Source organism: Mesorhizobium sp. M8A.F.Ca.ET.202.01.1.1 (assembly GCF_004791595.1).
Taxonomy (GTDB): domain Bacteria; phylum Pseudomonadota; class Alphaproteobacteria; order Rhizobiales; family Rhizobiaceae; genus Mesorhizobium.
The window spans coordinates 285667-297659 of sequence record NZ_SRUN01000001.1 but is presented as its reverse complement, the minus strand read 5'-3'; the positions used below and the strand labels follow the sequence as shown (position 1 = coordinate 297659).

The 11993-nt window shown below is 64.4% G+C and carries 13 protein-coding genes; 8 read left to right on the top strand and 5 right to left on the bottom strand.

The window, feature by feature from the left end; all coding sequences use genetic code 11:
• Nucleotides 1-91 precede the first annotated feature (91 nt).
• On the top strand, nt 92-904 hold the full coding sequence (locus tag EN845_RS01735) for a VOC family protein (protein ID WP_127869553.1): 813 nt from the start codon (nt 92-94) through the stop codon (nt 902-904).
• A gap of 190 nt (nt 905-1094) precedes the next feature.
• Here EN845_RS01735 and purB read toward each other — a convergent pair whose 3' ends face one another.
• The 3 genes from purB to EN845_RS01720 all read right to left on the bottom strand — a co-directional run bounded on the left by purB (nt 1095) and on the right by EN845_RS01720 (nt 3807).
• Complete coding sequence (purB, locus tag EN845_RS01730) at nt 1095-2402, bottom strand: adenylosuccinate lyase (RefSeq protein WP_127279377.1); 1308 nt, start codon at nt 2400-2402, stop codon at nt 1095-1097.
• Nucleotides 2403-2560: 158 nt separating this feature from the next.
• Entirely contained in the window at nt 2561-3025 is a 465-nt protein-coding gene (locus EN845_RS01725; RefSeq protein WP_167531217.1) for a hypothetical protein, read from the bottom strand.
• A 56-nt stretch (nt 3026-3081) separates the two neighbouring features.
• Entirely contained in the window at nt 3082-3807 is a 726-nt protein-coding gene (locus EN845_RS01720) for a DUF2259 domain-containing protein (RefSeq protein WP_127869552.1), read from the bottom strand.
• Between the two features lie 133 nt (nt 3808-3940).
• Here EN845_RS01720 and EN845_RS01715 point away from each other — a divergent pair, with 133 nt between their 5' ends.
• Nucleotides 3941-4195 carry a DUF2171 domain-containing protein gene (locus tag EN845_RS01715; protein WP_023773164.1) on the top strand — a complete coding sequence of 85 codons (255 nt, stop codon included), beginning with the start codon at nt 3941-3943 and terminating at the stop codon, nt 4193-4195.
• Between the two features lie 9 nt (nt 4196-4204).
• Here EN845_RS01715 and EN845_RS01710 read toward each other — a convergent pair whose 3' ends face one another.
• Entirely contained in the window at nt 4205-5230 is a 1026-nt protein-coding gene (locus EN845_RS01710; RefSeq protein ID WP_127869551.1) for a P1 family peptidase, read from the bottom strand.
• Nucleotides 5230-6303, bottom strand: coding sequence for an ABC transporter substrate-binding protein (locus tag EN845_RS01705; protein ID WP_127869550.1), 1074 nt, complete (start codon nt 6301-6303; stop codon nt 5230-5232). The genes EN845_RS01710 and EN845_RS01705 overlap by 1 nt, the downstream gene beginning before the upstream one ends.
• Nucleotides 6304-6481: 178 nt before the next feature.
• Here EN845_RS01705 and EN845_RS01700 point away from each other — a divergent pair, with 178 nt between their 5' ends.
• The 6 genes from EN845_RS01700 to EN845_RS01675 are packed head-to-tail and all read left to right on the top strand — an operon-like array spanning nt 6482 to nt 11897.
• The gene (locus EN845_RS01700) at nt 6482-7009 is read left to right on the top strand and encodes a flavin reductase (protein WP_127869549.1); all 528 of its coding nucleotides are present in this window, start codon (nt 6482-6484) and stop codon (nt 7007-7009) included.
• Nucleotides 7006-7935: a MoxR family ATPase gene (locus EN845_RS01695; protein ID WP_127869548.1), complete on the top strand. Its 930-nt coding sequence runs from the start codon at nt 7006-7008 to the stop codon at nt 7933-7935. Before EN845_RS01700 ends, EN845_RS01695 begins: the two co-directional genes overlap by 4 nt.
• A 5-nt stretch (nt 7936-7940) precedes the next feature.
• On the top strand, nt 7941-9191 hold the full coding sequence (locus EN845_RS01690; protein ID WP_127869547.1) for a VWA domain-containing protein: 1251 nt from the start codon (nt 7941-7943) through the stop codon (nt 9189-9191).
• Nucleotides 9192-9240: 49 nt separating this feature from the next.
• Nucleotides 9241-9579 (top strand): XdhC family protein, encoded by a 339-nt coding sequence (locus tag EN845_RS01685; protein WP_127280086.1) that lies wholly within the window; start codon nt 9241-9243, stop codon nt 9577-9579.
• A gap of 6 nt (nt 9580-9585) precedes the next feature.
• A complete protein-coding gene (locus EN845_RS01680) occupies nt 9586-10290 on the top strand; it encodes an XdhC family protein (protein ID WP_127869546.1) in 705 nt (234 codons plus the stop codon).
• A complete protein-coding gene (locus EN845_RS01675; RefSeq protein WP_127869545.1) occupies nt 10287-11897 on the top strand; it encodes a molybdopterin-binding/glycosyltransferase family 2 protein in 1611 nt (536 codons plus the stop codon). The genes EN845_RS01680 and EN845_RS01675 overlap by 4 nt, the downstream gene beginning before the upstream one ends.
• Nucleotides 11898-11993: the final 96 nt, after the last annotated feature.

Genomic DNA, 11993 nt, shown 5'->3' with positions numbered 1-11993 from the left:
GATTTTGGTGCTGACACGACGTACAATGATTGGTGGCGGCGGGCTCCTGGCTTTGGGAGCTTCGCGAAACGTCGCCGCAACGGAGACAATGATGAGCGAACTGCCATTTGCCGCCACCACGCCGGTGAGCGTCGCCCGGGTCGGGCTGAAGGCGCGTGATGCCGAAAGCCTCGCGGCCTATTACCGCCGGGTTGTCGGCCTGCAGGAACTGAGCCGTGCCGATGGCGCGATCACGCTCGGCGCTGCCAACCGTCCGCTGCTGGTTCTTGAGCCGGACGCGTCCGCCAAGCCGGACAATCCGCGCAGCGCCGGCCTCTTCCACACGGCTTTCCTGCTGCCAAGCCGCGCCGATCTCGGCCGTTGGATCAACCACGCCATATCAGACAAGATCGCCATCGAGGGGGCTTCGGATCATCTGGTCAGCGAAGCGCTGTATCTGACCGATCCCGAGGGCAATGGCATCGAGATCTATGCCGATCGCCGCCCGCAGGACTGGAAATGGAGCGGCGACAAGATCGCCATGGCGACCGAGCGGATGAACATTCCTTCTGTCGTTGCCGAAGTGCCGGCCGGCGATGCGGGCTGGCAGGGCGCGCCGGAAAACAGCATTGTCGGCCACGTCCACCTCCGCGTCGGCAGGCCGGAAGAGGCCGAAGCCTGGTGGAACCAGGAATTCGGCTTCGACACGGTCGCCAAATATGGCGGCCAGGCGGTGTTCCTGTCGTCAGGCCATTACCACCACCACATCGGCGCCAATGCCTGGCAGAGCGCCGGCGCCGGTCGCCGCGACCCGTCTCGTTCGGGCCTCGCCTGGGTCGAAATGCGCTCGGACAATGTGGCGAGTGAAACGACCCGTGAGGACCCCTGGGGCACGGTGATCAGGACTGTTCCTGGCAAGGCGTGATTGGCGTCAACACAGCTTCTTTCTCCCCGTTTACGGGGAGAAATGCCCGGCAGGGCAATGAGGGGCGGCGCCGAGGTTGCAAGGTTATCGCTTCTGACACAATGCGATGAGTAGCTTTACCCGTCGAAGTTGGCGCTGCCCCTCATCCGCCTGCCGGCACCTTCTCCCCGTGAACGGGGAGAAGGAAAGCTCACGCCTCCCCGAACACACGCTTGAAAATCGTGTCGACGTGCTTGGTGTGATAACCTAGGTCGAATTTCTCGCGGATTTGCGCCTCTGGCAGCGCTGCGGTCACTTCCTTGTCGGCCAGAAGTTCCTCAAGGAAATCAGCGCCTTGTTCCCATACTTTCATGGCGTTGCGCTGCACCAGCCGGTAGGAGTCCTCGCGCGACAGGCCGGCCTGCGTCAACGCCAGCATCACGCGCTGGGAATGCACCAGTCCTCGGAACTTGTTCATGTTGTTCAGCATGTTCTCGGGATAGACGACGAGTTTGTCGACGACGCTGGTCAGACGTGACAGCGCGAAATCGAGCGTCACGGTGGCGTCCGGGCCGATCATGCGCTCGACCGACGAATGCGAAATGTCGCGTTCGTGCCAAAGGGCCACGTTCTCCATCGCCGGCAACGCCATGGAGCGCACCATGCGGGCGAGGCCGGTGAGGTTTTCGGTCAGCACCGGATTGCGTTTGTGCGGCATCGCCGACGAGCCCTTCTGGCCCGGCGAAAAAAACTCTTCCGCTTCCAGCACTTCGGTGCGCTGCAGATGCCGGACTTCGATCGCCAGCCGCTCGATCGAGGAGGCAATGACGCCGAGCGTGGCGAAGAACATGGCGTGGCGGTCGCGCGGGATCACTTGCGTTGATACCGGTTCCGGCTTCAGTCCCAGCTTTTGGGCTACATGTTCCTCGACATAGGGCTCGATGTTGGCAAAGGTGCCGACCGCCCCTGAAATCGCACAGGTGGCAATGTCTTCGCGCGCGTGCACCAGCCTCTCGCGGCAGCGCGAGAATTCGGCATAGGCCTGCGCCAGCTTGATACCGAAGGTGGTCGGCTCGGCATGGATGCCGTGGCTGCGGCCGATTGTGACGGTGTCCTTGTGCTCGAAGGCGCGGCGCTTGAGCGCTGCAAGCAACGCATCGATGTCGGCGAGCAGAATGTCGCTGGCACGGGTGAGTTGCACCGCAAAGCAGGTGTCGAGCACATCAGATGACGTCATGCCCTGATGGATGAAGCGCGCATCGGGTCCGACGAATTCGGCAAGATGGGTGAGGAAGGCGATGACGTCATGCTTGGTGACGCGCTCGATCGCGTCGATCTTCTCGACGTCGAATTCCGCAGCACTTCCCTTTTCCCAGATGGTTTTGGCCGCTTCCTTGGGGATGACGCCCAGTTCGGCCAGCGCGTCGCAGGCATGGGCCTCGATTTCGAACCAGATGCGAAACCGGGTTTCGGGCGACCAGATGGCGACCATTTCCGGCCGGGAGTAGCGAGGGATCATCGGTCTGTCCTGATGTGTCTAAAGCAATTCCAGGAAAAGTGCGCAGCGGTTTTCCGTCCGGAATTGCGAAAAAGAAAAAGTTAGAGCGGATCGGCGATTCTATCAAACGCTGAACCGCTCCAGGTTGGCCCGCCTCCTACCAGAGGTGGACCAAATGCTCAACGCTGATGCCGCGCAAACCAGATGCCGGCAGCGAACAAGGCGACAAAACCAAGCGGAAAATAGAGCCGGATGCCCAGCACCACGAACTGGTAGGACGCCACCGCCACCGTGAAGGCAAGCTGAAAGCCCCAGGTGAGGGTGAATGCGGGCGCATGCCATTCGGCATAATAGGACCGGTACTGCAGCGCATACAGCCCGGCGGTCAGGCCAATCGTCGCCGCGGCGAGGCACACCAATGCCGCGGCGAAGGCGACCTCGGAGCCTCTTCCGAGCGAGACCAGCCGCGCCGCGAACAGGCCAACCGGAAACGCCAAGGCGCCGCCTGCGGCGAACAGCAGCGACACTGTGCGGATCTTGCCCGGCGTCACCCAATTGTCCAGAAACAGGTTGACGAGTGCGCTGGCGCCCATCGCGGCTGCCCACAGCAGGGCGCCGAGAAGCGCTGCGCGCGGTCTCGGCATCGCGTCGCGAAGGCGGCGCAGGGCGCGATTGCTCCTGACGGGTCGGACAAGCCCTGTCACAGGCGGCCGGTCACGGCGATCCAGCGAAAGTCCGGCCCCTCGAAACCATATTGGCGCACCGCGATCAGAACCGCATAGGCGCTGAGGCTGTCCATTGAGAATGTCTGCACCGCGCCGATGCGGTAGCCGTTCGGGCAGCCCCGGCTCTTGGGGATCGCCTTGTCCTCGTGCAGCAATTTGGTGGTGCCGCCATCCTGCGCCTCGATTCGCAGCAGACGAAAGCCATTGATCTCGCCCTGGCTGTCGCAGCCTTCGATGTTGTTCATGCCGATCTCGTCCAACCGGAACTCGAGCGGCTGATCGACCGGGGAGAAGATCGGCCTCGGATTGACCGCCATGCGATGCGGATCGGCTGAAAGCTCGGTCACCGGGTTGAAACCGGCGGTGATGCCGCGATTGGCATTCAGCTCGGCCTGGCCGACAATGGCTTCGCCCTTTTGCCGGGCCTGGACGCGGGCAGCGTCGAGCGTTGCATTCTCATCGTCGAGCCGGACCCTGATCGGCGTGCCCTTGAGAAAGCTGTCGCTGCTTGTGTCGATGTAATAGCGGTTGGCATAGGGAAAGCCCGACCCGTCCTGGACGCCGTATTCCTCGAAGGCGAAGACGCTGCCATCCCGGGTGAAGCCGAGAATTTCAAGTTCCGCGACATCGCCGGCCTGGGCGGCGATCGACGCCGCGAGCTGCGCTGCCAGGGAAACGGCAAACAGGAAAAGCATTCGCATCGTTTTCACCCCGGCAGCCGTGATCGTTTCAATCCCTAGCACGACGAAATCAAAACGTCGTGCGGACCAAAGCCGATGCATCCAATCCGCTCGTCATTTGTTATTGTCGGCAATCCCCAATGGAGAAGCTACCATGACCGACACCAGCAAAATTCGTGAGCACATGGAAGTCGTCGGCGCCGATGGCGTGCATATAGGCACGGTCGACAAGGTCGATGGCCAGCGCATCAAGCTGACCAAGGCCGATAGCGGCGAGGGCGCTCACAAGGGCCATCATCATTATATTTCCCTGGCCCTGGTTGCCGAGGTCGATGGCAAGAAGGTTTGGCTGTCGGCGAATTCCGATGTCGCGGTGACGTTCGAGGAAGAGAAATCCGATCCGGTTTGATCGAAGGCCTTAGCCCGGGCGCGACGACCAGACGGGGAACAAATCATTATCGGCTGGCGTCGCGGCAAACACCCCGCGGCTGATGGCGCGTGCCATGGTCGCGCCGGCCACGGCGTAGAGGTCGACCGCGGCGTCGGTGGTGAGTTCGATCCCGCTCTTGCCGGTCGCCAACGCGAACACCAGATCGCCGTCGGCCGGCGTATGGGTCGGCCAGATGGCGCGCACGAAGCCGTCATGCGCCGCAATCGCCAGGCGTTTCGCGGCGGCCTTGGTGAGGACCGCGTCCGTCGCGATGACGGCGATGGTCGTGTTGCCGCCGGTTTCCATCTGCCGCCCGTGTTCCTTGTCGCGGTATTTCAGCAAGATCCGCTTGGCGTCTTCGGGCATGGGCGAGGGATAGCCGAGCCCGCCGAATTCATCGCCGATTTCGAAGGGCGCCGCCCAGAAATGGCGGGTGCGGCCAACGGTTACAGAGCCGGTCGGGTTGACGGCGGCCAGCGCGCCGATGGTGATGCCATTGTCCAGCAGCGTCGAGGCGGAGCCAAGGCCGCCCTTCAGGCCCGAAGTCAGTGCGCCGGTGCCGGCGCCGGCCGTGCCAAGCAGGAAATCGGCAGCGGCAGCCTGCACCGACTCGTAGCCGAGGTCGCGATAGGGCGGATAACGGCCCCAGTCCTTGTCGCCGCCATTGCGCAGGTCGAATAGGATCGCCGCTGGCACGATCGGCACCCGGAAGCCGCCCACCTCGAGGCCGATGCCGCGCTCGCGCAGCGCGGCCTGCACGCCGGACGCGGCATCGAGGCCGAAAGCCGAACCGCCCGACAGCACAACGGCATGGATTGTCTCGACGGAATTGTGCGGTTCCAGCAAATCCGTCTCGCGGGTGCCGGGCGCGCCGCCCAGGATCTGGACACCCGCCACCGCCGGCTCGTCGCAAAGCACGGTCGTCACGCCGGACTTCAGCCTGGCATCGGAAGCGTTGCCGACGCGCAGGCCGGCAACGTCCGATATGAGATTGCGCGGGCCGGTGCGGAACATCAGTTGTTTTCCAAGGGCACGAAGCGGGTGCCGTCGAAGCGGAAGACACGGTAGGGGCTCCGGCTGAGGTCGCCCTTGGCGTCGAAGCGGACCGGCCCGATCGCCGTGGTGAAATCATGCCCGGTGAGTGCGTCGGTCAGCGGCTTGCCGGAGCTTTCGGACAAGGCTGCCGCCGCCTTGGCGATCTCAACTGCGGCATAGCCTGGCAAGGTATAGCCGTCCGGCACGATCTTTCGCGCGGCGAAGCTCTCCAGCACTTTAGGGCTCGCGATATCCGCCCATTCCGGCTGGGCGATCATCAGCGTACCGGATGCATAGGGCACGTCACCGGGCGGCGTGCGCAGGTTTTCGCCGCCGGCAAGGACGATGCCGGCCTGGAGCTGGGCGGCATCGCGCCCCATGATGGCGATGTCGTCACCGTCGCCGCCGGCAAAGACATGCGTGGCGCCAGCCTTCTTCAGCCGTCCGATCAGGCCGATCTGGTTGTCGAGCTGCGGCCGGAACGTGTCGACGAAGACCGGTTTCAACGCTGCCTGCTCCGCCGCGGCGCGAAATGTCTCGGCGATCTCGCGGCCATAGATGGTGCCGTCGTCGATGATGGCGAACAATTCATCACGCCACAGGCGGGTCAGGTTAGAGGCGACGGCGTTGCGCTCGTCATCGCCGCGCGGCCCGAGGCGATAGACCGGCCAGCCGGTCTTGGCGCGGCGGTCGGTCAGGCTTTCGGTTCGCACGCCGACGGTGATGACCGGGATGTTGGCGTCCTTCAGGACAGGCATCGCCGCTTCGATCGCCTCCGTGCAGAGAAAGCCGATCACGACATTGACCTTGGCTGCCGCGAACTCCCTTGCCGCTGCGGCGCCGCCGTCGCCGGTGCAGGCGTCATCCACGGTCTTGAGCTGGACGCCGTCCGCCTCCGCGGCGAGTTCGGCGCCAGCCTCGATCTGCTTGCCGAGGATGGCCGACGGTCCCGACAGGGGCGCGGCGACCCCGATCGTGAGCGTCTGTGCGCCAGCGGCACCGGTCAGCAACAGCCAGGCCAGTGCGATGGATATCGTTGCCCCGGATCCCATCCTGCCGAACCGTCCCTCCAAGCCCGCGACGTCGCGTGGGCACCAATTCCCGCCAAGACCTAAAGGCTGTCCGGCCTTGGTGCAACACGCGAATTCGGGATATGGGCCAAGCACTTCGCTTGTGGCATGTGATGTCTGGCCATATATGTCAGGCGAACAATGGCCACGGAAACTTCCAGTGCTGAAGAAGAACGATATTGGACCGCAAGCCTATCGCGACGCGATGAGCCATTTTGCCGGTCACGTCCATGTGGTGACCACCGATGGGCCCGCCGGCAAGCGCGGGGCGACGGTGATCGCGGCCTGTTCGGTGTCGGACACGCCGCCGACCATCCTGGTCTGCCTCAATCGTGAAAATGCCAAGAATGAGCTGTTCGTGAAGAACGGCAAATTTGCCCTGAACACGCTGGCTTCGCACCAGGAGCCGCTGTCGATTGGATTCTCCGGCATGACTGGGTTGCCGGTCGAAGAGCGTTTCGCGCTCGGCGAATGGGATGTCATTTCCACTGGTGCGCCGACATTGAAGGGCGCGCTCGCCGTGTTCGACTGCGAGTTGATCGATACCAAAGACCTGGCCACCCATCGTGTGCTTTTTGGCAAGGTGACAGGCCTGCGTATGGGCGATAATTTGCGGCCGCTGATTTACCACGCACGCGGCTACCACGTTCTGGAAAGTGGGGCGGCCGTACCTACGGAGAAGGAATGAGCGACTTGAAACCGCGCCCCGTGCCGGGGACGATCGACGAAACGCTCGATCTCCTGACCGGAGCGGACTATGTCGCGGACCGGTCGCTGGCAACGGTGCTTTTCCTGTCGCTGCGCATGAAACGGCCGCTTTTCCTCGAGGGCGAGGCCGGCGTCGGCAAGACCGAGATCGCCAAGGTGTTGGCAGAGGCGCTCGGCCGCCGGCTGATCCGCCTGCAGTGCTATGAGGGGCTCGATGTCTCCTCGGCCGTCTATGAATGGAATTACGCCGCGCAGATGATCGAGATTCGCATGGAGGAGGCGGCCGGCAAGGTCGAGCGCTCCGCCATGGAGCGCAACGTCTTTTCCGAAAAATACCTGATCCGTCGGCCGGTGCTCGATGCGCTGACCGGAAAGACGGGTGCGGCCCCGGTCTTCCTGATCGACGAGCTCGACCGCACCGATGAAGCGTTCGAAGCCTTCCTGCTCGAAATCCTCTCCGACTTCCAAGTGACGGTGCCTGAACTCGGCACCATCAAGGCGGAAGAGCCGCCGATCGTCATCATCACCACCAACCGCACACGCGAGATCCACGACGCGCTGAAGCGGCGCTGCCTCTACCACTGGGTCGATTATCCCGATGCGGAACGAGAGCTGGAGATCGTGCGCCGCAAGGTGCCACGGGCCAACCAGCGGCTTTCCGCTGAAGTGGTCTCCTTCATCCAGAAGCTGCGCCAGATCGAACTGTTCAAGGTGCCGGGCGTCGCCGAGACTATCGACTGGGCCGGGGCGCTGACCGAACTCGACAAGGTGGCGCTCGATCCGGAGACCGTGTCCGATACGATCGGCGTGTTGCTGAAATACCAGGACGACATTGCTCGCATCGGCTCGGGCGAGGGCCGGCGCATTCTCGACGAGGTCAAGGCCGAGCTCGCGGCGGCGGAGTAGCAAGAGTGAACACGCCGCGTCCCGACCCAAGAGAGGCGACGGCCGACGGCCGGATCGCCGACAACATCGTCTATTTCGCCCGCACCTTGCGCAAGGCCGGCATGCGGGTCGGGCCAGCCTCGGTCAAGGACGCCATCGAGGCGGTACTCGTCTCCGGCATCGGCTCGCGCGATGATTTCTACTGGACGCTGCACGCCGTGCTGGTGTCCCGGCACGAGGATCATGCCATCTTCGACGAAGCCTTCAGGCTGTTCTGGAAATCGCGCGAACTGATCGAGAAGCTGCTGGCGATGTTTTCGCCGGTGGCGCCTGACGTCAGGCAGAAGCAGAAGCCGCGCGCGGCTGAAAGCCGTGTCAGTCAGGCGATGTTCGAGGGTCACCAGAAGAACCAGCCGCCTCGGGAAATCCCGGAGATCGAAGTCGATGCCCGCTTCACTTTCTCCGGCAACGAGCTGTTGCGGGGCAAGGATTTCGCGCAGATGAACGCAGCCGAGATGGCCGATGCCAGGAAGGCGATCGCGGCGTTGCGGCTGCCCGTGGAGATGGTGCGGACCAGGCGCTTCAAGGCCGATGCGCACGGCCGCCGCATTGATCCGCGCGCCATGATGCGCGCGGCCGCGCGCACCGGCGGTGAATTGATCCTGCCGAAATTCCGCTCGGTCCGCGAAGTCCACCCGCCTCTGGTGGTGCTGGCCGACATTTCCGGTTCGATGAGCCAGTACACGCGCATCTTCCTGCATTTCCTGCATGCGCTGACGGAAAAGCGCCGGCGCGTGCATACCTTTGTCTTCGGCACGCGGCTGACCAATCTCACCCGGCAGATGCGCCACCGCGATCCCGATGCCGCCCTTGCCGACTGTTCGGCGGCGGTCAAGGACTGGTCCGGCGGCACGCGCATCGGCGATACGCTGGCCGAGTTCAACCTTGTATGGTCGCGGCGCGTGCTGGGGCAGGGCGCCGTGGTGCTTCTGATCACCGACGGGCTGGAGCGTGACGATGTCGTGGGCTTGTCGGAAGAGATGGAGCGGCTGCACAAATCCTGCCGGCGGCTGATCTGGCTGAACCCTTTGCTGCGCTTCGACGGTTTTCAGGCGCGGCCCCGCGGTGTGAAGGCGATGCTGCCGCATGTCGACGAATTCCGCTCGGTGCACAATCTCGACGCGCTCGCCGATCTCTGCGCCTCGCTGGACAAGAAATCGGCGCTTTCGGTCGATCCGCGGCGGTGGATGGATGCTGGCGCCAGGCACGCCGCATAGCCATATGTTTCCCGGCTCCTTGAAAAAACAGACCCTGAGAGAAGCAACGATGAGCGACAGCATCTATCTCGATGAGGCCCGCGACCCGCTGATCATCGCGGAAGCCTGGATGAAGGACGGCAAGGATGTCGCCATCGCGACCGTGGTCGAGACCTGGGGTTCGGCGCCGCGTCCGGTCGGCAGCCACCTTGTCATCGATGCCGATGGCAATTTCCACGGTTCGGTTTCGGGCGGCTGCGTCGAGGGCGCCGTCGTGACCGAGGCGGTCGACGTCATCGGCTCCGGCAAGGCCAGGATGCTTGAGTTCGGCGTCGCCGATGAGACGGCCTGGCAGGTGGGCCTGTCCTGTGGCGGCCGCATCAAGGTTTATGTTGAGCGATTGGGCTGACCTCGGATGGATCCCTATGCGCTGAAAACGCTCAATGCCGAGCGGCGCGCCCGCCGCGCGGCGATCCTCGTCACCGATCTCGGTGATGGTCGCGACCGTATCGTGCGCGAGGGGGACAACGTCGCCGGCGATCTCGGAGTGGCGATCGCCAAGGCGTTTCGATCCGGCAATTCCGGCTCCGTCGAGGCGGAAGGTCGGACCTTCTTTCTCAATGCGCATCTGCCGCGGCCGCGCCTTGTGGTGATCGGCGCCGTCCATATCAGCCAGGCGCTTGCGCCGATGGCCCGGATCGCCGGCTATCCGCTGGAGATCATCGATCCGCGCACCGCCTTTGCCACATCAGACCGTTTTCCCGATGTCGCCTTGCATGCGGACTGGCCGCAGGATGTGCTGGAGCGCCAGCCGCTCGACGCTTACACCGCGCTCGCCGCCGTCACCCATGACCCGAAGATCGATGATTTCGCGCTGAAGGCGGCACTCGACGCCAACTGTTTCTATGTCGGGGCGCTCGGCAGCCGCAAGACGCACGCCAAGCGCGTCGAGCGCCTGCTGGCGCTGGGCGCGAGTGCCGACCAGATCGCGCGTATCCACGCGCCGATCGGGCTGGACATTGGGGCGGCAAGCCCCGCCGAGATCGCCGTCGCCATTCTCGCGCAGACCATCCATGCCTTCCGCTCGCGCGGCCTCGAAGCAAAGGGCGCCGCGGCGTGAAATTCGGGCCGGTTCCGATCGATCAGGCCGAGGGGGCTGTGCTGGCCCATGCCACCACCGCCGGCGAAAGGCGGTTTCGCAAGGCGCACAGGTTGAGCGCCGAAGATGTCTCCACGCTCAAAGGGGCGGGTATCCTGCAGGTTGTCGCCGCCGTGCTGGCCTCCGACGATCTCGGCGAGGACGCCGCCGCGCAAACGATTGCGCAGAGCATGACCTTTGGCGGCATCGAGGCAAGGCCCGCCGCCACGGGTCGGGTCAATCTTCACGCCAAGGCGGCCGGTATCTTCACGGTCAAGGCCGCTGTCATCGACGCCATCAATGCCGTCGATCCGGCCATCACCATCGCCACGCTGGCTCAGCATGCGGCGGTCGAGAAGGGTCAGATGGTTGCGACGGTGAAGATCATCCCCTTCGCGGTCGCCTCATCGCTGGTCGACGCCGTGATGAAGATCTGCGCAGGCGGCGAAATCTTCGCAGTCAACGCCTATCGGCCGGTGCGTGTCGGCGTCATCCAGACGGTGCTGCCGGGCACCAAGCCCGGTGTGCTCGACAAGACCTTGCGCGTCACCGAAGCCCGGCTCGCGCGCTCGGGCGGCAGGCTGACGGCGGAGCGCCGCACGCCGCATGAGATCGGCCCTGTCGCCGAGGCCGCCATCGCGCTCGCGCGCGACAACGACATGGTGGTGATCTTCGGCGCTTCCGCCATGAGCGATTTCGCCGATGTCGTTCCGGCGGCGATCGAGAGGGCCGGGGGGATTGTTGTCCGTGCCGGCATGCCGGTCGATCCCGGCAATCTGTTGGTGCTCGGCACACTCGGCGGCAAGCGCGTCATCGGCGCGCCTGGCTGTGCCCGCAGCCCCAAGGAGAACGGCTTCGATTGGGTGCTCGACCGGTTGATTGCGGGCCTCGATGTCACGGCGGGCGACATCGCCGGCATGGGCGTCGGCGGCCTGCTGATGGAGATACCGACGCGGCCGCAGCCGCGCGAGCCGCTGCCGGCCAAAAACCGGCTCAAGGTTGCAATCGTGCTTCTGGCGGCGGGCCGGTCGAGCCGCATGGGTGGACCGAACAAGCTGATGGCGCTGTTCGACGGCCAGCCGCTGGTGCGCCGCACCACCGAACGCGCGCTCGCTTCGAAGGCTTCGTGCACGATCGTCGTCACCGGCCATCAGCGCGAGCGGGTGCGCGCCGCACTGTCGGGCCTCGACGTCACCTTCGCCGACAATCCCGACTTTGCCGATGGCCTGTCGACCTCCCTGAAGGCCGGAATTGCCTATCTGCCTCAAGACGTCGCGGGTGCGATGATCGTTCTTGGGGACATGCCGGGCGTCGCATCCGATGACCTCGACCGGCTGATCGATGCGTTCCGCAAGGCCGGCGGCAACTCAGTGGTTCGCGCCTCGCATGAAGGCAAACGCGGCAATCCGGTGCTTCTGCCGCGTTCGCTGTTCGCGGCCGTCGGCCATCTCGAAGGCGATACCGGCGCACGTCATCTGGTCGAGGCCGAGGGGCTCGATGTCATCGATGTCGAGATCGGCGAGGGCGCGTCCGTCGACGTTGACACCCGAGAGGCTCTCGAAGGCGCGGGCGGCGTGCTGCAGGATTGACAAACCCGAGCCGAATTACGCATGCCTGAGTGATGTTTTTCAGTTCACCAGCGTTTGCGCTTCTACCCCCCTCTGGCCTGCCGGCCATCTCCCCCT